Here is a 23400-nt window from a genome sequence, read left to right on the forward strand (position 1 = left end):
GCCTCTTTCATCAGAGTGTGAACTGCGCGCAATCACGCCTTCTTCGACTTGGCCAGGCTCTCCTGCCACTTGCCGTTGTCGTAGTGCGCCGTCCAGCCGGTCGCCTTGCCGTTGACCTCGGTCATCACGTACTGCTCCTTGGTCTTGCGACTGAAGCGCACGATGGCGGCGTTACCGTCAGGATCTGACGCCGGGGCATCGGCCAGATACTGGTGCTTGGGCGACAGACGCTCCTTGAAGCGCTTGAGCTCTTCCACCAGCGGCGCACGGGTCTCGCGGGATTTCGGGAAGTTGCTGGCGGCAAGGAACAGACCGGCCGCCCCGTCACGCAGCACGAAGTGGGCGTCGGACTGGGTGCACTTGAGCTCCGGCAGCGGGACCGGGTCTTCCTTCGGCGGCGCGATATCACCGTTTTTCAGGATCTTGCGGGTGTTCTTGCAAGTGTCGTTGGTGCAACCCATGTACTTGCCGAAGCGGCCGTTCTTGAGCTGCATCTCGGAGCCGCAGCGGTCGCACTCGATGCTCGGCCCTTCGTAACCCTTGAGCTTGAACTGGCCTTTTTCGATTTCGTAGCCATCGCAATCCGGGTTGCGACCACAGACGTGCAGCTTGCGGCTGTCGTCGATGATGTAGGCATCCATGGCTGTGCCACACACACCACAGCGATGCTTGGCACGCAGCGCCTCGGTTTCTGCCTCTTCACCGTCGGTGGCGGAGACGAACTCGTCGGCGGAAACCAGGTTGATGGTCTTCTTGCAACGCTCTTTGGGCGGCAAGGCGTAGCCGGAACAGCCGAGGAACACCCCGGTGGTGGCGGTACGGATACCCATCTTGCGGCCGCAATCCGGGCAGTCGATGTCGGTCAGCACCATCTGGTTGGCACGCATGCCCCCCTCTTCCGGCGCCTTGTCCGCTTTTTCCAGCTCCTGGGTGAACTCGGCGTAGAAGGCGTCCAGCACCTTCTTCCACTCCAGGCTCCCTTCGGCGATGCCATCGAGCTTGTCTTCCATCTTGGCGGTGAACTCGTAGTTCATCAGTTCGACGAAGTTCTCCACCAGCCGGTCGGTGACAATCTCACCCATCTTCTCGGCGAAGAAACGGCGGCTCTCGACCCGCACATAGCCACGATCGACGATGGTGGAGATGATGGAGGCGTAGGTAGACGGACGGCCGATGCCGCGCTTCTCCAGCTCGCGTACCAGCGCCGCTTCGGTGAAGCGGGCGGGCGGCTTGGTGAAGTGCTGGCGCGGATCCAGCTTGACGAGTTTGAGGATCTCGCCGACGGTCACCGCCGGCAGCTGGCTGTCTTCGCCCTTGCGGCCCATCGGCGGCAGCGCCTTGGTCCAACCGGCGAAGCGCAGGGTACGGCCGCGCGCCTTGAGCTCGAACTCACCCGCCTTGACGGTCAGGGTGGAGGAGTCGTACTGGGCCGGCGTCATCTGACAGGCGACAAACTGACGCCAGATGAGGTCATAGAGCCGCATGGCGTCGGGCTCCATCCCTTCCAGCATCTCGGCAGTCACCAGCACGCTGGAGGGGCGGATCGCCTCGTGGGCCTCCTGGGCATTGGCCTTGGCGCCATACAGGTTTGGATCGCTCGGCAGGTAGGCGGCGCCATACTGCTCGCCGATGTATTCCCGCACCGCCTCGACCGCCTCTTTGCTGAGGTTGGTGGAGTCGGTACGCATGTAGGTGATGTAACCCGCTTCATAGAGACGCTGGGCCATCATCATGGTCTTCTTGACCCCGAAGCTCAGCCGGGTAGAGGCCGCCTGCTGCAGGGTAGAAGTGATGAAAGGGGCGGACGGCTTGGAGCCGGTCGGCTTGTCTTCCCGGTTCACTACCTTGTAGTCGACCCCTTCCAGGGCGGCCACGGCGGCGAAGGTCTCGGCCTGGGTCACCGGCTTGAAGTCGGCGCCGTTGCGGCTGACCACTTCCATCCGCAGATCGCTCTTGTCGGCGGTCAGCAGATCGGCGTTGAGATCCCAGAACTCGACCGGTACGAACGCCTTGATCTCACGCTCTTTATCGACGATGAGGCGCACTGCGACGGACTGTACCCGACCGGCGGAGAGGCCGCGGGCCAGCTTCTTCCAGAGCAGCGGGGAGACCATGTAACCCACCACCCGGTCGAGGAAACGACGGGCCTGCTGGGCGTTGACGCGGTGAATGTTCAGCTCGGATGGCTGGGCAAACGCCTCCTGGATGGCGGTCTTGGTGATCTCGTTGAACACCACGCGCTTGTAGCGGCTGTCGTCGCCGCCGATGATCTCGCGCAGGTGCCAGGCGATCGCTTCTCCCTCTCTATCCAAGTCGGTTGCGAGATAGATGGTGTCGGCCTTCTCGGCCAGACTCTGCAACTCGCTGACCACTTTTTCCTTGCCGGGCAAAATCTGGTAGTTGGCCTGCCAGCCTGCGGTCGGATTGATCCCCATCCGTGAGAACAGGGCATTGCGATCCTTGGCAGCCTTCTCTGCTTCGCTCAGCTTGATGCCGCGAATGACAGGTTTTTTGGGCTCGTTGCTGGCGCTGCCGCTGGTGGGCAGATCGCGCACGTGACCGACGCTGGATTTCACCACGTAGTCCTTGCCCAAATATTTGTTGATGGTCTTGGCCTTGGCCGGAGACTCCACTATGACCAGTGATTTGCCCATGCTGTAACTATTATCCTCATTGCACCCGACGGGGTTGGTGTGCGGTTTTGTGGGGCTGTATAAGAGATTTGACGGGAAAAAGCAATCTTGTGAGCAAATTTGCCCGGCAGCCCGAACCACTTTGTTTCTTTATTTATTAATGCGAAGCCGAGCCGCGGGAAGCAACCGCTTTTTTATTTTTATGCTATATCCACCCTCTTTTTATATTTGAAACGACATAACCAACCGCTCTTGTAACATAACAAACCAGCTTCGTTATCAGCTTGTTACAAAAGACAAAATCTCCTTATAATGGCTGCATCCCGCAGCATTGTGCGCGGAAGGAACCGCTACCCATATAAAAATCGAAAGGATGTACTCAATGAAGCACTTCGAGGTCAACTTCGACGGCCTGGTCGGCCCGACTCACAACTATGCCGGCTTGTCCTATGGCAACGTCGCCTCCCAGAACAATGCCAAGGAGGCGTCCAATCCGAAGGAGGCGGCCAAGCAGGGTCTGCGCAAGATGAAGGCACTGACCGAGCTCGGCATGACCCAGGGAGTGCTGGCCCCGCAGGAGCGACCGGATCTCGCCACCCTGCGCCGCCTTGGCTTCACCGGTAACGATGCCAGCGTGCTGGCCCAGGCCGCCAAACAGGCCCCTGCCGTGCTGGCCGCCTGCTATTCGGCCTCCAGCATGTGGACCGCCAACGCCGCCACCGTCTCCCCGAGTGCCGATACCCAGGATGGCCGCATCCACTTCACCCCCGCCAACCTGACCAACAAGTTTCACCGCTCCCTCGAACCCGAGGTAACCGGCCGCATCCTGCGCGCCGTGTTCAACAACGACCGCCACTTCTATCACCATCAGCACCTGCCGGAGAACGACCACTTCGGTGACGAGGGGGCCGCCAACCACACCCGGCTGTGCCGCGCCTATGGCGAATCCGGGGTCGAGCTGTTCGTCTATGGCCGCAGCGCCTTCGATGTCTCCCAACCCGCCCCCAAACGCTACCCGGCCCGCCAGACCCTGGAAGCGAGCCAGGCCATCGCCCGCCTGCACGGCCTGGGGGACGAGAGCGCGGTCTTCATCCAGCAGAACCCGGACGTCATCGATCAGGGGGTGTTCCACAACGACGTGATCGCGGTGGGCAACCAGAACGTGCTGTTCTTCCACCAGCAGGCGTTCCTCAACACCGCCTCGGCGCTGGCCGAGGTGCGCACCAAGTTCGGCGACGGCGAGCTGCACTTTATCGAGGTGCCGACTGCCGAGGTGTCGGTGCAGGATGCGGTGAAGTCCTATCTGTTCAACACCCAGATCCTCACCCTGCCTTCCGGCGAGATGGCGATCATTGCCCCCACCGAATGTCGCGACAACCCGGCGGTATCGGCCTATCTGGCCAAGCTGGTGACCCTGGGGACCCCGATCAAGGGGGTGCACTACATGGACGTGAAGCAGAGCATGCGCAACGGCGGCGGCCCCGCCTGCCTGCGGCTGCGAGTGGCCATGAACGACACCGAACTGGCCGCGGTCAACCCTGCCTGCCTCATCACCGACAGCCAGTTTGCCCGCCTCGATGGTTGGGTCGATCGCCACTACCGCGACAGCCTGGCACTGGACGACCTGCGGGATCCGGCGCTGGTCATGGAGTCCCGCACCGCGCTGGATGAGCTGACCCAGATCCTCAAACTCGGCTCCGTCTACCCGTTCCAGCGCTGAGACGCGCCATTGGCCTGCAGCGCCGATGCAATGAAAAAGCCGGGCAAGTGCCCGGCTTTTTTTATTGGGTTTTACGTTGCCCTGGCTCAGCGCCAGGGGCCCTGCTGCCACAGCCGACCAAGACCGGACTCCAGCGCCACGGCGGCCTGCTGACCGAGCTTCTGGGTCAGGCTTTTTGGCTTGCTGTAGCGAATGCCGACCACCTTGTGCTGGCTGGCCTGAGCCAGCAGATAGTCATCGCTGGTGCAGAGGCTGTCCACCAGCCCGAGCTGCTTGGCCTGGCTCGCCAGCCAGTGCTCGCCGGTGGTGACGCTGTCGATGTCGAGGTTGGGTCTGTGCTCGGCCACGAATGCCTTGAAGCGCTCGTGGATGGCCCCCAGCTCCTCGCGAAACTTCTCGCGCCCCTGCTCGTCGTTCTCGCCAAACATGGTGATGGTGCGCTTGTACTGACCAGCGGTGTGCATCTCGAACTCGATGTCGTGCTTTTTGAGCAGCTTGTTGAAGTTCGGCAGCTGGGCGATCACCCCGATGGAGCCGACGATGGCGAACGGCGCCGCCAGGATCTGATCCGCCACGCAGGCCATCATGTAGCCGCCGCTCGCCGCCACCTTGTCGATGGCCACGGTCAGCTTGATGTCACGATCCCGCAGCCGCTGCAGCTGGGAGGCAGCCAGGCCGTAGCCGTGCACCACGCCGCCGCCGGATTCGAGCCGCAGCAGCACCTCGTCGCCCGGCTGGGCCACCCCTATCACGGCGCTCACTTCTTCACGCAGGGAGGCCACCTCCTTGGCATCCATGCTGCCGTGAAAATCGATGACGAACAGCCGGCTGCGGGCATCTTCGCTCTTGGCCCGGGCCTTGTGCTCGGCCTTGCGCGCCTTCTCCAGCTGCTTGCGCTCCGCCTTGCCGGCCAGCGCAGCCTGCAACTGGTGACGTCCCTGCTCCAGCTCGCTGGAGAGATCGGTCACCACCAGTTCCCCCTTGCGGGATTTGGGCTGACGGCTGCTCACCACCATCAGGATGACGGCGCCGATGGCGAGCAGTAGGGTGAGGGTCTTGGCCAGGAACAGGCCGTATTCGGTCAAAAATGCCACTTGATGCTCCACTGGTGTGCCCCGGGGGGACGATTTTTTCACATTCTAGGGAGTTTGCCCGGTGTGCGCAAAAACTCTGCGTCAACCCGTCAAAAATGCCAATCGACAATCACAACCCCTCTGATTTATTCACATTTTTGCCATCTCATACTGGTCAAACGCCGTGCGGGATCAGTACACTTGCCCCTCTATTTGCCGCGCGCATCTGCCACGAATTGTTAACAGGAGTTGTCATGTTCAACTATCAGGCCCCCCGGGATCTGCTCAAGGACAAGGTCATTCTGGTCACGGGTGCCGGTGACGGCATCGGCCGCGAAGCGGCGCTCACCTATGCGGCCCACGGCGCCACCGTGATCCTGCTCGGCCGCACCAGCGCCAAGCTGGAGGCTGTCTACGACCAGATTGAGGCGGCCGGCCATCCGCTGCCCGCCATCGTGCCGGTGGATCTGAAAGGGGCGACCAAGAGCCACTACCTTGGCATGGCCGAGACCTTCGCCCAGCAGTTCGGCCGTCTCGACGGCGTGCTGTTCAACGCCGGCCTGCTCGGCACCCTGTCACCGTTCGAACACATCCAGGAGCAGGAGTGGGACGAGGTGATGCAGGTCAACGTCAAATCCGAATTCCTGCTGACCCAGGCGCTGCTGCCGCTCATCCGCCAGACCGCCAAGGAGCAGGGCGATGCCTCCATCGTCTACACCTCCTCCAGTGTGGGCCGCAAGGGCCGCGCCTACTGGGGCACCTATGCCATCTCCAAGTTCGCCATCGAAGGCATGATGGAAGTGCTGGCGGACGAGCTGGAAAATACCGGTGTGCGGGTCAACACCCTCAACCCGGGCGGCACCCGCACCAAGATGCGGGCCAGCGCCTTCCCGGCCGAAGATCCGATGAACCTCAAGACCCCCGCCGACCTGATGCCGCTCTATCTCTATCTGATGGGCGCGGACAGCCGGGGCAAAACCGGCCAGACCTTTGTGGCCCAGCCCAAATAAATCAACAAAATAACCGCAACCCTGCGCCGCATGGGGTTACATTCAATAGGGTGCCGTCGGCACCCTGTTTCAACATCCGCTCCCTTATCAGGTTGAGATATGTTTCGTCCCAAGAGCACGTTTGAGCAATGGCGGATCTTTCAGGCCGTGGTTGACTGTGGCGGCTACGCCCAGGCCGCCGAGGCGCTGAACAAGAGCCAATCCTCTCTCAATCATGCGGTAGCCAAGCTGCAGCAGAGTCTGGGTGTGGCTCTGCTGGAGGTGAGAGGGCGCAAGGCGGTATTGACGCCGGCGGGGGAGATCTTCCTCAAGCGGGCCCGTCAGCTCAGCCAGCAGGTGGAAGAGTTGGAGAACCTGGCCAACAACCTGGAGCGGCAGTGGGAGCCGCAGATCAACCTCTATGTGTCGGTGCTGCAGCCGCGCGAGCGACTCTATCGGGCACTGGCCAACTTCTATCCCCGCAGCCGGGGCTGCCGGGTCAATCTGCACGAGCGCATTCACTGCCACTTCAACGCCCTGCAGGTAGGGGATCTGATGCTCTCCGAGCACCTGCCCCACGATCGCACCGGCCTGCCGCTGGACGAGGTGTGCCTGCTGCCGCTCTGCTCGGCCGAGCACCCGCTCGCCACCCAGGGTGGCGCCATCGCCGCCGAGGAGCTGGCCAGCCACAACCAGATCAGCCTGCATCCCCCCATTCACCGCTCGGTGGACTGGAACGATGCGGACGACACCGGCTGGAAGGCGACCCACTACCACGAGGTGATCGCCATGCTCAAGCTCGGCCTCGGCTACGCCTGGCTGCCGCGCCACCTGGTGCAGGAAGAGCTGACAAGCGGCGCCCTGGTACCGCTGGATCTGGCGAGCGGCAACGAGCGCCACCTCTATACCTATCTGCTGACTCCGTCGGCCGACGCGCTGGGCCCGGCCACCGAGCTGCTGCTGCGCTGCCTGCGCAACGAATACCAGAACGACAACGACCGCTAGAGCACCTCCCCGCCGCCATCAGACATTGAGGCGGGCCGACCCGCTCGCCCCCTCACCCTTTCCGCTTCAGACGTTCGGCACTCGCCAGCAGGCGGCCAGCGCCAGCAGCGCCAGGCCCATGGCCACCATGAAGACCCCGTGGAAGCTCCAGATCTCCGCCACAGTCCCGGCAATAGCACCCGCCATGATAGAGCCGGTACGGATGCTGTTGGCGAACAGGGTGGTCGCCACCCCGGCGCGACCCGGCATCAGATCCTGGAAGTAGGACATGCCGATGCCGGCGACGATGCCGATGAAGATGGCGTTGAGCAGTTGCAGCGCAATGAGGGCATGCTGGCTCGACAGGGTCACCAGCCCCACGTAGAAGCCGACCCCGGCCAGCACCGCCAGCAGCATCATGGGGCGCTTGCCAAAACGCTGGGTGTAATGGCCCGCCAGCAGCATGAAGGGGATCTCGAGGGCCGCCGCCGTGCCCATCAGCACCCCGGCCAGCTTCTCCTCCAGCCCAAGCTCGCGGGTGATGTAGAGCGGCATGTTGATGAGGTACATGCTGTTGCAGGTCCACATCAGGGTGGAGGCGATGAAGAGCGCCCGCACCGACGGATCCCGCCAGCTGCTGACCCGCTCCACCTCGCTGTCCATCACCGGCAGCGGCAACGAGGGCAGCCAGCGCCACACCACGAAGGCGCAGAGCAGATAGGCCACTGCGGAGGCGAGGTACATCACCTCAAAGCCGTAGCCGATGGCCAGCGCGAAGGCGATGGGCGGCCCTATCACCCAGGCCAGCGAGAACTGGGCCCGCAGCACCGAGCTGAACATGTCGGCCCGCTTGTTGCGGCTGTCGGCGTATTCACGCGCCAGCGCGAACAGCTGGGGACTGGCGGTGGCGGCCAGGCTCGCCAGCAGCACCCCCAGGCTCACCAGCAACCAGTACTGCCGGTTCCAGGCGAACAGCAGGGAGAGCACCACGCCGGCGAAGCAGCAGCGCAGGATCAGCCGCTTGCGATCCCCCTTGTTGTCGGAACGATGGCCGAGCCACTGGCTGATGAGGATGCCGATCACCGCGTTGACGGTATAGAAGAGCCCCACCAGGAAGGGGCGCACCTGCACCTCCTCGGCCAGGAACAGGCTCAAGGTGGGCACCTGCAGTGCCACCGCCACCCCGGTCATAAAGGTCACGGCCAGAAAAGAGAGGGAGACGGGATCCGTCCTGTTGCGAGCGGCGGTCAGCAAGCGCATAGAATTACCACTGATTGGAGGGAAGAAAACTGGCCAAAATTCGGCAAGTGCATGAAATGGCGCCGCTTATTTTATGTCATTATCAAGAGCCACCTCAAGGCTTGCGACCCCGTCCCCGACCCCGTACAGTGAAAGCCCACTGGCCAGCATAAGGATTTCACATGTTTGATTTTGACCGGGAAATAGATCGCAGCGGCACCATGAGCCTGAAATGGGACAAGTACAAGGGACAGGACGTGCTGCCCATGTGGGTTGCCGACACCGACTTCGTCTCCCCCCCTGCCGTCATCGAGGCCCTCACGGCGCGAGTCGCCCACGGCATCTTCGGCTACTCGCGCCCCTCTCCCCGGCTGATCGAACTCATCATCGCGCGGCTGGCCAGCCGCTATGGCTGGACCATCCAGCCCGAGTGGATCGTCTTCCTGCCCGGGGTGGTGCCGGGTCTCAACCTCGCCTGCAAGGCCTGGAGCCAGCACGGCCGTGGCATCATCACCCCCAAACCGGTCTACTACCCCTTCCTGCAGGCGCCGGGCTTCAACGATCGGCCGCTGCTCACCGTGCCCATGGTGGAAGAGGCCGGTCGCTGGGTGCTGGATATCGAGGAGCTGGAACGCCAGGCGCCAGCGGCGGATCTGCTGCTGCTGTGCAACCCGCACAACCCGGGCGGCACCGTGTTCACCCGCGAGGAGCTGCTGGCCATCGACGCCATCGCCGAGCGCCACAACCTGGTGATCTGCTCCGATGAAATTCACTGCGACCTGCTGCTGGACAAGGACGCCCGCCACATCCCCTACGGCGCCATCAGCCCGGCGGCGGCCGAGCGCTCGGCGGTGATGATGGCCCCGAGCAAGACCTTCAACATCGCCGGGCTCTGCTGCTCCTTCGCGGTGGTGCCCAATGCCCGTCTGCGCCTCAAGCTGCAGCAGGCGATGCGCGGCATCAGCGCCGACGTCAATCTGCTGGGCTTCGTGGCGGCAGAGGCGGCCTATGAAGGGGGCGAACAGTGGCTCAGCGAACAGCTCGACTACCTGGCCGCCAACCTGGCCCTGATCGAGCAGGCGGTCGCCCGCTGGCCCGGCATCAAGCTGGCGCGCCACCAGGCCACCTACCTCGCCTGGATCGACATGAGCGCGCTCGGGCTGGACGACCCCATCGCCTTCTTCGAGCAGGCCGGGGTGGGGCTCTCTCCCGGTGCCCAGTTTGGTGACGGCCAGTTCGTGCGGCTCAACTTCGGCTGCACCCGGGCCCGCCTCGTCGAGGCGCTGGCCCGCATGGAGAAGGCCATTCTGGCGCGCTGATCACGCGCGTTCTCACCCATGGCCTCACCATATGGGTAGTGGCGGGGCCGGCAGCAGCCGGCCCCGCAATATATTGAAGTCAGCCAGATCCGTATCCGATCGCAATAGGGTATATTTTCGCAACATGCCGCCACGGCCCCGCAACCCGGGATGTCGATGGCGCCGAATACGGCACAGTACCGCCGCCAGCAGCTGGCGCGGCCGAATGCCAACCGGGATGGGCCAGCCCATCCCTTTTATCAGCCATTGATCCGGTTCACTATGCCCCAACCAGCCTTGCACCCTCTGCCGACTCTGCTTCGCCGCACCCTGCCCTGGCTGGCAGCGGCCCTGGCGCTGCCCCTGCAGGCAGCCACGCCTGCCTATCTCACCATCGGTACTGGGCCGCTCAACGGCGTCTACTACCCGACCGGTGGCGCCATTTGCCGGCTGCTCAATGAAGAGACGGCCAGCCATGGTCTGCACTGCTCGGTGCAGAGCACCTCCGGCTCCCTTGCCAACCTGAAGGCGCTGCATCAAGGGAAAGTGCAGCTGGCGCTGGTGCAGTCCGATGTGGTGCACCATGCCGCCCACAGCACCGGCCCCTTCATGGGTCAGGCGCCCGACGAGCAGCTGCGCAGCCTCTACCGGCTTCATCAGGAGTCGCTGACCCTGCTCGCCAGCGCCAACAGCAACATCAACACCCTGGCCGACATCGAGGGCAAGCGGGTCGATTTGGGCAACCCGGGCTCCGGCGAGCACATCACCAGCCAGACCCTGCTCGACGCCATGGGCTGGCAGGCCAAGAGCTTTTCTCCCGTCATCCCCGCCGCGGCCAACAACCGGTTGGAGGGACTCTGTGACGGCACCCTGGACGCCGCCTTCGTGGTGGCGGGCCACCCCAACCAGGCCATCGGCGATCTCACCGGCCGCTGCAAGGCGCGCCTCATCCCCATCGAAGGGGAGCAGGTCGACGCGCTGCTAAAACAGCATCCCTACTATCAGCGCAGCCGCATCGGCGCCAACCTCTACCCGGGCCAGCCCAGCGGCGTCAACACCTTCGCCGTCACCGCCGAGCTGGTGGCGCTGGCCAGCCTGCCAGAGGGCGAGGTGCGCACCGTGCGCGACGTGCTGAGCGGGCGACTCAAGCAGTTCACCCGCCTCCATCCGGCCCTCACCGCCCTCACCCTGGAGGGGATGCAGGGCGAGGCGGAAGTACCGCGCCACGCCGGCATGGCGGATGCCGCTCCCGCCCTGCTGCCCGAAGCCCTGAGCCCGGCTCCGGCCACCTCGGAAGCTCTGGCAACCTCAGCGGCGCAGCCCACCGAAGTGGAACACCCCGCCGGTGAGGACGCGAAACAACCTGCCGGCGAAACGGGAGCCCCCTCCCCGGAAGGTACGCCCGCCACCTCGTCCGGGCAGACCCCTGGCGCCCTGCTGCCGACCCCCTCGGCAGCCGTCGCCACTGAGCCGGACGCTAGTACCGTGCTCGAAGGGGCCGCCGTGGAGCAGGGCGGCAAGCTGACGGGCACGGCCGCGCCAAGCCCCTCTGCCGTGATGAGCGGGGAACAACCCGCCTCGCCTGCCCCCGCCGAACCGGCATCGACAGCACAGGTACCGATAACACCGCCCGCACCGAGCGCCGCCTCACCGACCGGGGACGGCGCACCTGCCCAGTAAGGTCGCCAAACAGCCACAACGACAGAGGCCACCCAAGGGTGGCCTCTTTTTGTTTCGATATTGGGTGGACTCACGCCCTGGCGTCCGGCAACGGCTGCGGGCGCTGGATCTCCTGCTCCACCCAGTGCAGCAGTTGCTTGATGGCGCGCGACAGCACCTGGTTCTGGCGCACTACGTACCCTAAGCTGGTGCCGGGAAAGTCGGTGAGCCGGGTCACCGGGGCGGTCAGCTTGAGCCGCGGGTGAATGGAAAAGTCCGGCACTATGGCCACTCCGAAGCCCGCTTCGGCCCAGTCGAGCTGGGCGTCCACGCTGCCCACCTCCATGATGCGGCAGCTGGGCAGACCGAGCAGCGGCAAAGAGGGGTCGATAAGCGCCCGGGTACGGGTGTCGTGGCCCAGCAGGATCAGGGTCGGCTCGTCGAGGGGATCGCTCTCCCCCGCCTTTGCCCGCGCCTGCCAGCGGGCGAGACCGTGGCCCAGCGCGCACCAGGTCACCTGCTGCAACTCGGTGTAGAACAGCGGCTCGCTGCGCTTTTGCGCCATCACGAAGCCCAGATCCGCCTTGCCCGCCTTGACCAGCTCAGCTGCCTGATCCGAAGTGGTGTTGAACAGGGTGAGGTCGATGCCGGGGAACTCCTGCTTGAAGCGCTGAAAGGGTTGAATGAGCAGCAGGCGCGAGATGATGTCGCTGGCGGCGATGGCCAGCGTCCCCTGACTCAGCTGGTTGAGGGCGTTGAGATCGGACTGGCAGAGCTGCAGCTCGGCGATGGCGCGCTCGGCGCTTTGCAGCAGCCGCTCGCCGGCCTGGGTCAGCCGAAACGGGCTGCGCTCGATGAGTTTGACCCGGGTGGCCTGCTCCAGATTCTTGAGGTGCAGGCTCACATTGGGCTGGGTCATGTGCAGTTCGGTGGCGGTCTGGCCGAAGTGCTGCAGCCGGGCCAGGGTGACGAAGGTGTGCAGCCAGTGAATATCCAGCATGGGGATCCTCTTGTGCCGCCACGGCCGCACGGGCCCCTGACGGGGATGCCGGCACGGCAGCGGGGCGGTTTGCCGATAAATTCACCGCAATTATATGACTCTCTTATCGGAATTATAAAGATAATTAATTTTTCTAATCCTCCTGAGCCTCCTAGGATGATCGCCTAACGTCTTAGGAGAAAGAGTCATGTCGTCTATCGTAGTCGTAGGTGCCAACTGGGGTGATGAAGGCAAAGGCCGCATCGTGGATTATCTGGCAGGCCAAGCAGGCGCCAGCATTCGCTTCCAGGGCGGCAACAACGCCGGCCATACCGTCGTCAACGACCTTGGCACCTTCAAGCTGCACCAGGTTCCGAGCGGTGTGTTCAACCCGGATTGCCTGGTCGTGCTCGGCCCTGGCATGGTGATCAGCCCCGAGAAACTGACCGTCGAGCTGGACGAAGTGAAAGCCTCCGGCGTCACTCCCAAGCTGGCCATCTCTGATCGCGCCACCCTCTGCCTGCCGCTGCACGCCATGGAAGATACCCTGGAAGAGCAGCGCCTGGGCGACGGCGCCTACGGTTCCACCCGTCAGGGCATCGCTCCCGCCTATGGTGATCGCGTCATGAAGAAAGCGATCCTGGTGGGCTGGCTGAAGCAGCCGGAAGTGCTGGTCGAGCGTATTCAATTCTTCCTCGACTGGAAACTGCCGCAGCTCAAGGCACTCTACCCGACCTTCGAATTCAACCAGACCGCCCAGGAGATGGCCGACTGGCTGCTGGAAGTGTCCGCCCCCTGGATCGACTCCGTCTGCAACGTCAGCATGCCGCTCAAAGCGCTGCAGGCCGAAGGCAAGACCCTGCTGTTCGAAGCCCAGCTGGGCGCCGGCCGTGACCTGATCTACGGCGAATACCCCTGGGTGACCTCCTCCCACGTCTCCGGCGCCTATGCCGGCATCGGTGGCGGCCTGCCGGGTCTGCGTCCCGAGCGCGTCATCGCCGTCGCCAAGGCGTTCAGCACCTCCGTCGGTACCGGCACCCTGCTGACCGCCATGGAGAACCAGGACGAGTTCCGCAAGATCGCCAACGAGTTTGGCGCCACCACCGGTCGTCCCCGCGACGTCGGCTACTTCGATGCCGTTGCCACCAAGAACGGTGTCGAGCTGCAGGCTGCCAATGAAGTGGCACTGACCAAGCTGGACTGCCTGACCGGTCTGCCGGATCTGAAGATCTGCGTCGCCTACGAAGGTGCCCACACCGAGAACCCGATCTGGCCGCAAACTGCCGGTCTGAAGCCGGTTTACGAAGTGATGGAAAGCTGGAGCGAAGACATCACCGGCTGCCGTACCTTCGCCGAGTTGCCCAAAGCGGCTCAGCAGTACGTACTGCGCATCGAAGAGCTGCTGGGCGTACCGGTGCCGATGGTCTCCGTCGGCCCGGGCCGTGACGAGATGATCCTGCGCTAAGTTGCGCGATCAGCTGTCAGCACAGTAAAAAACCGGCATCCTGGATGCCGGTTTTTTTATGCCCGGCGTGCCACCCTCTTTCGCAGCGCTCACCAGCAATCAACATAACGACTCATATCATGGCAGTAAAACGGCCACTTTGAGCGGTTGAGTCACTCACCTTCTCCCCCTCTTCGCTAGACTGATCCCATCATCCACCGAGGAGCCTCACCATGAAGATTGCCAAGCGAACCACCCTGCTCTCCCTGCTGTGCGTGGCGACCCTGCCCGCCAGTGCCATGACCCTAAAGAGCAGCGACATCCACGAAGGCCAGCTGATGGACAAGGCCTTCAGCTTCAACGGCTTTGGCTGCAGCGGTGACAACCGCTCGCCCCAGCTGAGCTGGCAGGACCTGCCGGCCGGCACCAAGAGCGTCGCCATCACCGCCTATGACCCCGACGCGCCCACCGGCAGCGGCTGGTGGCACTGGCTGGTAGTGAACCTGCCGGCCAGTCAGAGCGAGCTGCCGAGCAACACCTCCGGCAAGCTCAAGCAAGGGCTGGAGCTTAAGACCGACTTCGGCAGCCAGGGTTACGGCGGCCCCTGCCCGCCCGCCGGCCACGGCATGCACCGCTACCAGTTTACCGCCTGGGCCCTGCCCCAGGCCCTGGAGGTGAAGACAGACACCCCGCCCGCCATGGTAGGCTACATGCTCAACAGCATGGCCCTTGGCAAGGCCACCCTGACCGCCACCTTCGTCACCCCCTAGGAGCCAGCCGGATGAGCACGCCGCTGCTGCAACTGCACCACTATCTCGGGATCCGCCAGCAGCCGCTGCACCGGGTGCTCATCTACGCCCCCACCATCATCTGGGTGGAGCAGGGTCACAAGCAGTTGTGGTGGCAGGAGAAGCGCCTGGCGTTCGATCAGGCGAGCTGGCTGCTGATCCCGGCCGGTCACCAGCTCACCTTCGTCAACCAGCCGGAGCAGGGCAAGTTTCGCTCCCGCGCGCTGACCCTGCTGACCCCGCCCCCCGTCGAATGGCTCAGCGCCGCCCAGGCCGGCCCGCTCAGGGAGCCGCGCCTGGCGGTCAGTCCGGCGCTGGCCTTCTGTTTCGAGCTGGTCTGCTCCATGGCGGATCGGCGGCTCCATGAGGCCACCCAGGTCCAGCTGCTGCAGGGCTTCTATGCCGAGCTGCAGGCCGCCGGCGGGCTCGACCTGCTGTTTCCCGCCCATGCCATGACCCTCGGCGAGCGGCTGGCCCGCTACCTAGGGGTGGAGCCGGGCGCCGATCACACCCTGGAGGGGGTCGCACCGCACTTCGCCATGAGCCGCGCCTCCATGGCGCGCAAGCTGGCCGCCGAGGGGCGCAGCTTTCGCCAGCTACTGGCCCAGGTGCGTATGAGCCACGCCCTCACCCTGCTACAGCAGGGGCTGGCGCCGCTGGAGACGGCCCTCGCCTGTGGCTACGACTCCCCCAGCCGCTTTGCCGCCCGCTTCAAGCAGGAGTTCGGCCTGACCCCCTATCAATACCTGCGTACCTGCCCCTCCTCCCTCTCGCTGGCTGCCGCCAGACAAGTAAATAGTTACTAAAACACCAAACTATGTAACCTCGTGTAACCGGGTGATCCGGCTCACACCTCCCCCTCCTGCACTGTGACGCAGCGCCAATATTCCCCTCAACATCGCCCTATAATGGCTCTCGCAAACGCTTTCACTAAAACAAGTACTAAAAAACACCTTCCTTAACCTACAAAAACTGTCATTGGAGCGAGAGATGTTTCGTAAAAGTTTACTGTCCGTCACCCTGAGCGTCGCCCTGTTCGGCCTCACTGCCTGCAACGGCAATGACTCCAGCAGCCCGGCCGCCCCCAGCGCCACCCTGGCGAACCAGTATCAGAACGTGATCGACCGCAGCGGCACCCCGCTCCAGTTCCGTGACTTTGACAGCTACTCCAACCTCAAATACAACCCGCTGCTCGATCTCGGTGCCTGGCACGGCTTCCTGCTGCCCTCCAGCGACAGCGAGTGGGGCGGCTTTACCGGACCCATGGTCATCGCCGAGGAGTACAGCCTGTTCTTCGCCAGCGAATTGGACAAGCTGACCCTGAGCGACGAGAGCGGCCGCGCCTTCCCGCTCACCAGCGCCAGCAAGCAGGCGCTGTACGCCATCCCGGGGGCGCTGGTGCAGCGCTTCGAATTCGACCCCTTCACCCTGGAACTGGAGCTGCGCTACGGCGATGCCCGCACTGCGCTGGTTCGCACCCGTCTCATCAACCACACTGACGCACCGCTCACCCTCAAGCTCAACTGGCAGGGGGAGCTGCTCAACCAGTGGGATGCCAACAAGACGGTCGCCGAGCAGTACCCCACCTGGACCCGCAGCATCAGCCAGACCGAGCGCGGCGTGGCATTCCAGTTCGGCAAACTGCGCAGCACCTGGAACATCATGCAAAGCGGCAGCGCCAGCTACCGCATCGATCGCACCCTGCCTAGCCGTACCACCCTCGACGAGCAGGGGCTCGGCTACGTGAGCGAGGCCAGCCTCACCCTGGCCGCCAAGGGCCAGCAGGATATCTACACCCTGCAGAGCTATGTCCACAGCAGTGCTGAAGCGAGTCGTTTCGAGCAGAGCCGCCAGGCGCTGCTGGCCGACCCCGCCAGCCATTTCGACGACTCCATCCGCCGCTGGGAGGATTACCTGGCGCGCGGCCTCTCCAATCAGGGGATCCCGGAATCGGAGCGGCGTATCGCGGTCAAGGCGATGGAGACCCTCAACGGCAACTGGCGCTCGCCGGCCGGTGCCATCCTGCACGACGGGGTGACCCCCTCCAACACCGCCCGCTGGTTCGACGGGGTCTGGGCCTGGGACAGCTGGAAGCACGCCTACGCCATGGCCCACTTCAACCCCGAGGTAGCCAAGAACAACGTGCGCGCCATGTATGACTACCAGATCCAGGCCGATGACCCGGTTCGGCCGCAGGATGCCGGCATGGTGATCGACGCCGTCTTCTACAACAAGCTCGCCGATCGCGGTGGCGACGGCGGCAACTGGAACGAGCGCGACACCAAGCCGCCCCTCTCCGCCTGGGCCATCTGGGAGATCTACAGCGCCACCCAGGACAAGGCCTTCATCGCCGAGATGTATCCGAAGATCCAGGCCTATCACGACTGGTGGTACCGAGCGCGGGACAACAACCGCAACGGCATCATCGAATATGGCGCCACCCGCCACGTCGAGCACAACGACGAGTTCGGCAACATCACCTTCAAGGTGCAGTACCCGACGGGGGCACCGGTCGGGCTGGATCTGTCGAGCTGTACCGATGAGGGAGATGGCTGGTATGGCTGCGCCGGCATGGCGCTCTATCAGCAGGTATTGAGCGTTGGCGGCTACGCCGACATGGATATCGGCGCCCAGCACGGCGCCGGCTGGGAGTCCGGCATGGACAACGCCGCCCGCTTCGGCTTTATCGAGCCGGATCAGCTCAAGCGCTATGCCGACAAGACCTATGGCGGCGACATGGCCAAGGCGCGCCAGGACTGGAACGTCTTCTTCTTCGAAAACCATCAGGACGACGGCAGCCTCATCGGCTTCTCCATCGATCAGGAGTCGGTGGAGCTCAACGCCTTCCTCGCCAAGGAGAAGCGTATCCTGGCCGACATGGCCGAGCTGCTCGGCAAGCCGGACGAGGCGATCCGCTATCGCGAAGGGGCGACCCAGCTGGCTGGTTACATCAACAGCTGCCTGTTCGATGAGGCCTCCGGCTTCTATTACGACCGCCAGATAGCCCAGGGGGATCTGCCGGACGCCAACGGCTGCGTCGGCAAGCTGTTGACCGCCCGCGGCCGTGGCCCGGAAGGGTGGAGCCCGCTCTGGGCCGAGGTGGCGGACAAGGAGAAGGCGGCGCGGGTACGCGAGGTGATGCTCAATGCCCAGGAGTTCAACACCAGGGTGCCGCTCGGCACGGCGGCGCTGACCAACCCGGCCTACGACCCCGACATCTACTGGCGCGGCCGGGTCTGGCTGGATCAGTTCTACTTCGGGGTGAAGGGGCTGGAGAACTACGGCTATCGCAGCGATGCCCAACAGCTCGTCAACAAGCTGTTTGCCAACGCCGAGGGGCTGGCGGGCAGCGGCCCCATCCGCGAGAACTACAACCCGGAGAGCGGCGCCATGCAGGGGGCCAGCAACTTCAGCTGGAGCTCGGCCCACCTCTACATGCTCTATCGCAACTTCCTGAAAACCGAGGGCTGATCCCTATCAGCAGAAATGAGCAAACAAAAAGGCCTCCGCAAGGGAGGCCTTTCTTATGGCGGCGCCGGTGGTGGCGACTTACTTGACGGTCACCCGAGCAAACTTGCGCTTGCCGACCTGGTAGACGGCGGTACCGGCACCGATGAGTGCCTTGCCATCGTCCAGCTTCTCGCCGTCAACCTTGACCGCGCCCTGCTTGATCATCCGCAGCGCTTCGGAGGTGGTGGCCACCAGATCGGCGTCTTTGAGCAGGTTGGCGATGGCCAGCCCTTCGCCTTCCAGTGCCAGCTCGACTTCCGGCATTTCGTCCGGAATGGCGTTCTTGGAGAAGCGCTGGGTGAAGTCTTCGTGGGCTGCTTCGGCCGCCGCCTCGTCGTGATAACGGGCGATGATCTCCTTGGCCAGCCAGATCTTCACGTCGCGCGGGTTGAGAGTGCCGGCGGCAATGCCCGCCTTGAACTCTTCGATTTCAGCCAGCGGACGGAAGGAAAGCAGCTCGTAGTAGTTCCACATCAGATCGTCGGTGATGGACATGATCTTGCCGAACATCTCGCCCGGGGCGTCGTGTACGCCGATGTAGTTGGCAGCGGACTTGGACATCTTCTTGACGCCGTCCAGGCCCACCAAGAGCGGCATCATCAGCACGCACTGGGTCGCCATGCCGGCATCTTTTTGCAGCTCGCGGCCCATCAGCAGGTTGAACTTCTGATCGGTACCGCCGAGCTCGACGTCCGCCTTCAGCGCGACCGAGTCATAGCCTTGCAGCAGCGGATAGAGGAATTCGTGAATGGCGATGGACTGGCCGTTGCTGTAGCGCTTCTTGAAGTCATCGCGCTCCATCATGCGGGCCACAGTCTGCTTGGCCGCCAGCTTGATCATGCCGGTCGCGCCCAGCTCGCTCAGCCAGGTCGAGTTGTACTCGATGCGGGTCTTGGCGGGATCGAGGATCTTGAACGCCTGCTCGGCATAGGTGAGGGCGTTGTGCTTGATGGCCTCTTCGGAGAGCGGCGGACGGGTGGCGTTCTTGCCGGAGGGGTCACCCACCATGGCGGTGAAGTCACCGATCAGCAGGATCACTTCATGGCCCAGATCCTGGAAGGTCTTCAGCTTGTTGAGGATCACGGTATGACCCAGATGAATGTCGGGAGCCGTCGGGTCCATCCCCAACTTGATGCGCAGCGGGCGCCCTTCCTTCAACTTGGCGACCAGTTCTTCTTCCACCAGAATTTCTTCCGCTCCGCGCTTGATCTCGGCTAGCGCCACCTCGAGCTGGGACATTTTTTGACTCTCCAATCACGATTCCACAGGGCCAGACATATTACTGGAATGGCGGGCCAATTGGAAAGGCGGTAAACTCCGACATTCTTCCCGGCTCAACTTCGTCTGCTTCTCATGGTCATTTGGCACGCCTTCAACTCTCTCCCTCACTGGCACCGAAAAATGGTGCTGATCCTGAGCATCATGGTGATGATGCTGGCGGCCTGGCCCAGCGAACAGGCGGTCGCTACCCGGGTCGATGACAACGGCAACAAGCTGGCCATGGAGCAGCAGGTCGACGAGGAGGCGCTGCTGGCCGAAGCCAAGCCCGTCGCCCCGCCCAAGCCGAGCTACATCACCAAACAGGTGAAGGTACGCAGCGGCGACAACATGGGGGTCATCTTCCAGCGCCTCGGCCTCAGCACCACGGATCTGCACCTCATCGACCAGCTCGAGGGCACGGATACCCTGCGCCTGCTCAAACCCGGTCAGGAGCTCACCTTCAAGCTCACCAAGGGCGGCGAGCTGCACAGCCTCTACTACCCCCACAGCCTGGAGCAGGCGCTGAAAGTGAGCCGCAAGGCCGACAGCTTCGTGGCCAGACCGGTCAAGCTCGAACTCGACACCCGCGAACAGGTGGCCAAGGGCGAGATCCGTTCCAGCTTCTGGGGCGCCGCCGTCGACGCCGGCATGACCGAGGATCAGATCATGGACTTGGCCGCCATCTTCGGCTGGGACATCGACTTCGCCCAGGACCTGCAGCCGGGCGACAGTTTCCGGGTGGTCTACGAAGAGAAGTATCAGGATGACGAGCGGGTTGCCTCCGGCGACATCCTGGCCGCCGAGTTCGTCAACCAGGGTGCCACCTATCGCGCCGTGCTGAACGAGGACGGCAACTACTACACCCCGGATGGCAAGGCGATGCGCAAGAGCTTCCTGCGCGCACCGGTCAACTTCAAATACATCAGCTCCAACTTCAATCCGCGCCGGCTGCACCCGGTCACCGGCAAGGTACGCCCCCACAACGGCATCGACTACGTGGCGCCGGTGGGCACCCCCATCATGGCGGCGGGCTCCGGCAGCGTGGTGGCCGCTGGCTACAACCAGTTCAACGGCAACTACGTCTTCATCAAGCACGCCGGCAACTACGTGACCAAGTACCTGCACCTCTCCAAGCGCACCGTCAACAAGGGGCAGCGTGTCAAGCAGGGGCAGACCATCGGCAATCTGGGGGGGACCGGACGGGTCACCGGGCCGCACCTGCACTATGAATTCGTGGTGGGCGGCGTGCACAAGAACCCGCGCACCCTCAACCTGCCGCAGGCGGAGACGCTGAGCGGACGGGCACTGGCCAACTTCAAGGCCCAGGCCATGCCCCAGCTGGCCAAGCTGGACAGCCCGGAGCTGCAGCTGGCCCAGAACAAGCGGGCCAACGGCGGCAATTGACCCACAAGGAGCAGTCATGAGCGAGCGTTATATCGGCTTGATGCCGGGTACCAGAATACGGTATGGAATCGAGGCAGCTCCCTCTCTCACGTGCTTTTTCCCGACCTGCAAGTAAGGAAGCCCCATGACTGAACGCTATATAGGCTTGATGTCTGGTACCAGCATGGATGGTATCGATGCCGTGCTGGTGCTGATCGAGGGGGATGAACTGCGGGTCGAGGCGGCCCTCAGCCACCCCTGGCCCACTGCGCACGAGCTGCACGCCCTCTGCACCCCGGGCGACAACGAGATCGACCGCATGGGGGTGGCCGACAACCTGGTCGCCCGCGAGTTTGCCGCCGCCACCCACGCCCTGCTGGCCAAGGCGGGGCTGACTCCCAGGGATATTCGCGCCCTCGGCAGCCACGGCCAGACCATCCGCCACCGCCCCCAGCTCGGCTTTACCCTGCAGATCGGCAACGCGGCCCTGCTGGCGGCGCTGACCGGCATCGATGTGGTGGCCGACTTTCGCACCATGGACATGGCCCTCGGCGGTCAGGGGGCGCCGCTGGTGCCCGCCTTCCATCAGGCCTTCTTTGCCCACCCCGGCGCCCTGCGGGTGGTGCTGAACCTCGGTGGCATCGCCAATATTTCGGTGCTGCCGGGCCAGGCGGACGGCGTCTATGGCTTTGATACCGGCCCGGCCAACACCCTGCTCGACGGCTGGTATCGCCGCCATCACCCCAAGGGAGCCAGCTACGATGCCGGCGGCCAGTGGGCGGCCAGCGGCCAGCTTATCCCTGCACTGCTGGAGCAGTTGCTGGCTCACCCCTACTTTACCGCCCCCCACCCCAAGAGCACCGGGCGGGAGATGTTCACCCTCGACTGGCTCGATGGCGAGCTGGCCGGCCACTCCCATGCCCCGGCGGATGTGCAACGTACCCTACAGGCGCTCACCTGCCACAGCATCGCCCGCCAGCTGCCCGCACTGACGGATGCGCAGAGCCGGCCCGAGCTGTATGTCTGCGGCGGCGGCGCCCATAACGCTCCGCTGCTGGTGGAGCTGGCCAGCCTGCTGCCCGGCTGGCGCATCGCCAACACGGCCGAGCTGGGGATCGCCCCCGACTGGATGGAAGGCGCGGCGTTTGCCTGGCTGGCGCAGCGCTTTATCCACCGCCAACCCGGCAACCTGCCCGCAGTCACCGGTGCCAGCCGCCCAGCCGTGCTGGGTGCCCTCTATCACGCCTGAGCCAGGCCTGGTCCAGACCCAATAAAGCAGGGCCGTCACTCGACGGCCCTGCTTTATTTCCTGCCTGCTCTGCCAGTTCCTCTTGCAAGGGGCGTGACGCTATTGGCGGCTCACCGCCTCCAGCAGGGTAGTGGCGGCCAGCTTGCCGAGCGGATTGCCGGCCAGCGGGCTGTCACCGGTCAGCAGATGGCGATCCCGGCACACCTCCCCCGAGATGCCGCTGTTGACGATCTCAAACCCCATCCCCTTGAGCCGCTCGCCAAACTTCCAGGTGAGCCGACCCGGCATGTAGCCGATCGCCGGCGTCTGCTCATCCAGCGCATCGGGGAAGGCGCAGATCCGGTAGCCGGCGAAGGTGTGCGGATTGGCTACCGCCAGCAAGGCCGCCGGCCCGTGGCAGAGGGTGATGATGAAACGCTCGTGGGCCATCGCCCACTCCAGCAGCGCCTTGACCTCGGCGCTCTCGGGCAGCCCCATCAGGGCGCCGTGCCCGCCGGGAATGAACACGCCGAGGTAGTCCGAATCGGGGGCCTGCACCTGGGCCAGCAGCTCCGCCAGTTTGGCGGGCTGGCGGAACTGCCCCTGGTATTTGCCATAGAGCCCCACCACCGCCTCATCCTCCGTCGGCATGGCCCACCACTCGAACTTGACCGGATTGCCCGACAGGGTGGCCACCTCAAAGGCAAAGCCCGCCTTGTCGAGGTGATACATGGGCAACAGGGTTTCCACCGGGTGGTTGCCGGTAGAGAACAGGGTGCCGTTGTCGGTGGGCAGATAGCGCTCATCGGCCCCGATCAGCAGGATCTTCCAGCGGCCGCCGCGATAGGGGGCGGGATAATCGGCCCCCGCCAGATCCGACTTGCGCGAAGTGAACTGGCTCAATGAATAGGGGGAAGGGAAAAAGGCATTCTGCTCCGCCGGATCCGGGGTCGGTTGCTTGTCGTCAATCAGCTTCTCGGTCATGGGACGCTCTCCATCATGGGTTGACTCGCTCTCACAGTATTGGCTGCCAGGGGCTGGGTAAATGCGCCGTGCCCTTCCCTCTGACAGGTTGCTGACGTACGGCGCCCGCGCAGCCAGGTCATGTTCGCACCGCTGAAAATATATGGCATATGCAGGCTTCCATCCTGCCCGCCTGGTTGCCGCATCCGGCAGTGAACGGCGCCCCTCATTTCCATCCGCTCTTGCCGCC

Annotated in this window: 17 protein-coding genes; 11 read left to right on the plus strand and 6 right to left on the minus strand. The window is 63.9% G+C overall.

The window, feature by feature from the left end:
• Window positions 1–32 precede the first annotated feature (32 nt).
• Entirely contained in the window at window positions 33–2654 is a 2622-nt protein-coding gene (topA, locus tag PG900_RS13545) for a type I DNA topoisomerase (protein ID WP_043160059.1), read from the minus strand.
• A 361-nt stretch (window positions 2655–3015) separates the two neighbouring features.
• Between topA and astB the strand changes: the two genes are divergently transcribed.
• Window positions 3016–4353, plus strand: coding sequence for an N-succinylarginine dihydrolase (astB, locus tag PG900_RS13550; protein ID WP_024944132.1), 1338 nt, complete (start codon window positions 3016–3018; stop codon window positions 4351–4353).
• 86 nt (window positions 4354–4439) lie between these two features.
• Here astB and sohB read toward each other — a convergent pair whose 3' ends face one another.
• Window positions 4440–5447, minus strand: coding sequence for a protease SohB (gene sohB / locus PG900_RS13555; RefSeq protein ID WP_024944131.1), 1008 nt, complete (start codon window positions 5445–5447; stop codon window positions 4440–4442).
• Between the two features lie 233 nt (window positions 5448–5680).
• On the opposite strand from sohB, the gene PG900_RS13560 reads away from it, so the two are divergent.
• Together PG900_RS13560 and PG900_RS13565 are read left to right on the plus strand one after the other, a co-directional pair.
• Window positions 5681–6436, plus strand: a complete 756-nt coding sequence (locus PG900_RS13560) for a YciK family oxidoreductase (protein WP_016351568.1) — start codon at window positions 5681–5683, stop codon at window positions 6434–6436.
• Window positions 6437–6535: 99 nt separating this feature from the next.
• Entirely contained in the window at window positions 6536–7420 is an 885-nt protein-coding gene (locus tag PG900_RS13565; RefSeq protein ID WP_016351569.1) for a LysR family transcriptional regulator, read from the plus strand.
• Window positions 7421–7486: 66 nt separating this feature from the next.
• Here PG900_RS13565 and PG900_RS13570 read toward each other — a convergent pair whose 3' ends face one another.
• Window positions 7487–8659 (minus strand): MFS transporter, encoded by a 1173-nt coding sequence (locus PG900_RS13570; RefSeq protein ID WP_005303290.1) that lies wholly within the window; start codon window positions 8657–8659, stop codon window positions 7487–7489.
• A gap of 161 nt (window positions 8660–8820) precedes the next feature.
• On the opposite strand from PG900_RS13570, the gene PG900_RS13575 reads away from it, so the two are divergent.
• Both PG900_RS13575 and PG900_RS13580 read left to right on the plus strand, forming a co-directional pair.
• Entirely contained in the window at window positions 8821–9957 is a 1137-nt protein-coding gene (locus tag PG900_RS13575; protein WP_043160051.1) for a MalY/PatB family protein, read from the plus strand.
• 261 nt (window positions 9958–10218) lie between these two features.
• A complete protein-coding gene (locus PG900_RS13580; protein ID WP_270831616.1) occupies window positions 10219–11616 on the plus strand; it encodes a TAXI family TRAP transporter solute-binding subunit in 1398 nt (465 codons plus the stop codon).
• A gap of 70 nt (window positions 11617–11686) precedes the next feature.
• Here the strand turns inward: PG900_RS13580 and PG900_RS13585 are convergent, their stop codons facing one another.
• Entirely contained in the window at window positions 11687–12595 is a 909-nt protein-coding gene (locus tag PG900_RS13585; protein WP_011706900.1) for a LysR family transcriptional regulator, read from the minus strand.
• Window positions 12596–12782: 187 nt separating this feature from the next.
• Between PG900_RS13585 and PG900_RS13590 the strand changes: the two genes are divergently transcribed.
• From PG900_RS13590 to ygjK, 4 genes are all read left to right on the plus strand, one after another.
• The gene (locus PG900_RS13590) at window positions 12783–14039 is read left to right on the plus strand and encodes an adenylosuccinate synthetase (RefSeq protein ID WP_005303296.1); all 1257 of its coding nucleotides are present in this window, start codon (window positions 12783–12785) and stop codon (window positions 14037–14039) included.
• A 212-nt stretch (window positions 14040–14251) separates the two neighbouring features.
• Window positions 14252–14788: a YbhB/YbcL family Raf kinase inhibitor-like protein gene (locus tag PG900_RS13595; RefSeq protein ID WP_270797847.1), complete on the plus strand. Its 537-nt coding sequence runs from the start codon at window positions 14252–14254 to the stop codon at window positions 14786–14788.
• 11 nt (window positions 14789–14799) lie between these two features.
• The gene (locus PG900_RS13600) at window positions 14800–15612 is read left to right on the plus strand and encodes a helix-turn-helix transcriptional regulator (protein WP_270797846.1); all 813 of its coding nucleotides are present in this window, start codon (window positions 14800–14802) and stop codon (window positions 15610–15612) included.
• Window positions 15613–15796: 184 nt separating this feature from the next.
• Window positions 15797–18277 carry an alpha-glucosidase gene (gene ygjK / locus PG900_RS13605; protein ID WP_270797845.1) on the plus strand — a complete coding sequence of 827 codons (2481 nt, stop codon included), beginning with the start codon at window positions 15797–15799 and terminating at the stop codon, window positions 18275–18277.
• 78 nt (window positions 18278–18355) lie between these two features.
• On the opposite strand, the gene tyrS is transcribed toward ygjK, so the two are convergent.
• Window positions 18356–19555 carry a tyrosine--tRNA ligase gene (gene tyrS / locus PG900_RS13610; protein WP_005303305.1) on the minus strand — a complete coding sequence of 400 codons (1200 nt, stop codon included), beginning with the start codon at window positions 19553–19555 and terminating at the stop codon, window positions 18356–18358.
• A gap of 114 nt (window positions 19556–19669) precedes the next feature.
• Here tyrS and PG900_RS13615 point away from each other — a divergent pair, with 114 nt between their 5' ends.
• Together PG900_RS13615 and PG900_RS13620 are read left to right on the plus strand one after the other, a co-directional pair.
• Window positions 19670–20980 (plus strand): peptidoglycan DD-metalloendopeptidase family protein, encoded by a 1311-nt coding sequence (locus PG900_RS13615; RefSeq protein ID WP_270797844.1) that lies wholly within the window; start codon window positions 19670–19672, stop codon window positions 20978–20980.
• 124 nt (window positions 20981–21104) lie between these two features.
• Window positions 21105–22208, plus strand: coding sequence for an anhydro-N-acetylmuramic acid kinase (locus PG900_RS13620; protein ID WP_270831617.1), 1104 nt, complete (start codon window positions 21105–21107; stop codon window positions 22206–22208).
• A gap of 99 nt (window positions 22209–22307) precedes the next feature.
• Here PG900_RS13620 and hchA read toward each other — a convergent pair whose 3' ends face one another.
• A complete protein-coding gene (hchA, locus tag PG900_RS13625; RefSeq protein ID WP_270797842.1) occupies window positions 22308–23171 on the minus strand; it encodes a glyoxalase III HchA in 864 nt (287 codons plus the stop codon).
• Window positions 23172–23400 lie beyond the last annotated feature (229 nt).

It is taken from the genome of Aeromonas sp. QDB03, assembly GCF_027707985.1.
Classification (GTDB): domain Bacteria; phylum Pseudomonadota; class Gammaproteobacteria; order Enterobacterales; family Aeromonadaceae; genus Aeromonas; species Aeromonas hydrophila.

What these genes read in the sequence shown, in the direction of transcription:
- topA (WP_043160059.1), bottom strand. Translation starts at nt 2,654, where the DNA reads ATGGGCAAATCACTGGTCATAGTGGAGTCTCCGGCCAAGGCCAAGACC.
- astB (WP_024944132.1), top strand. Translation starts at nt 3,016, where the DNA reads ATGAAGCACTTCGAGGTCAACTTCGACGGCCTGGTCGGCCCGACTCAC.
- PG900_RS13560 (WP_016351568.1), top strand. Translation starts at nt 5,681, where the DNA reads ATGTTCAACTATCAGGCCCCCCGGGATCTGCTCAAGGACAAGGTCATT.
- PG900_RS13565 (WP_016351569.1), top strand. Translation starts at nt 6,536, where the DNA reads ATGTTTCGTCCCAAGAGCACGTTTGAGCAATGGCGGATCTTTCAGGCC.
- PG900_RS13570 (WP_005303290.1), bottom strand. Translation starts at nt 8,659, where the DNA reads ATGCGCTTGCTGACCGCCGCTCGCAACAGGACGGATCCCGTCTCCCTC.
- PG900_RS13575 (WP_043160051.1), top strand. Translation starts at nt 8,821, where the DNA reads ATGTTTGATTTTGACCGGGAAATAGATCGCAGCGGCACCATGAGCCTG.
- PG900_RS13580 (WP_270831616.1), top strand. Translation starts at nt 10,219, where the DNA reads ATGCCCCAACCAGCCTTGCACCCTCTGCCGACTCTGCTTCGCCGCACC.
- PG900_RS13585 (WP_011706900.1), bottom strand. Translation starts at nt 12,595, where the DNA reads ATGCTGGATATTCACTGGCTGCACACCTTCGTCACCCTGGCCCGGCTG.
- PG900_RS13590 (WP_005303296.1), top strand. Translation starts at nt 12,783, where the DNA reads ATGTCGTCTATCGTAGTCGTAGGTGCCAACTGGGGTGATGAAGGCAAA.
- PG900_RS13595 (WP_270797847.1), top strand. Translation starts at nt 14,252, where the DNA reads ATGAAGATTGCCAAGCGAACCACCCTGCTCTCCCTGCTGTGCGTGGCG.
- PG900_RS13600 (WP_270797846.1), top strand. Translation starts at nt 14,800, where the DNA reads ATGAGCACGCCGCTGCTGCAACTGCACCACTATCTCGGGATCCGCCAG.
- ygjK (WP_270797845.1), top strand. Translation starts at nt 15,797, where the DNA reads ATGTTTCGTAAAAGTTTACTGTCCGTCACCCTGAGCGTCGCCCTGTTC.
- tyrS (WP_005303305.1), bottom strand. Translation starts at nt 19,555, where the DNA reads ATGTCCCAGCTCGAGGTGGCGCTAGCCGAGATCAAGCGCGGAGCGGAA.
- PG900_RS13615 (WP_270797844.1), top strand. Translation starts at nt 19,670, where the DNA reads ATGGTCATTTGGCACGCCTTCAACTCTCTCCCTCACTGGCACCGAAAA.
- PG900_RS13620 (WP_270831617.1), top strand. Translation starts at nt 21,105, where the DNA reads ATGACTGAACGCTATATAGGCTTGATGTCTGGTACCAGCATGGATGGT.
- hchA (WP_270797842.1), bottom strand. Translation starts at nt 23,171, where the DNA reads ATGACCGAGAAGCTGATTGACGACAAGCAACCGACCCCGGATCCGGCG.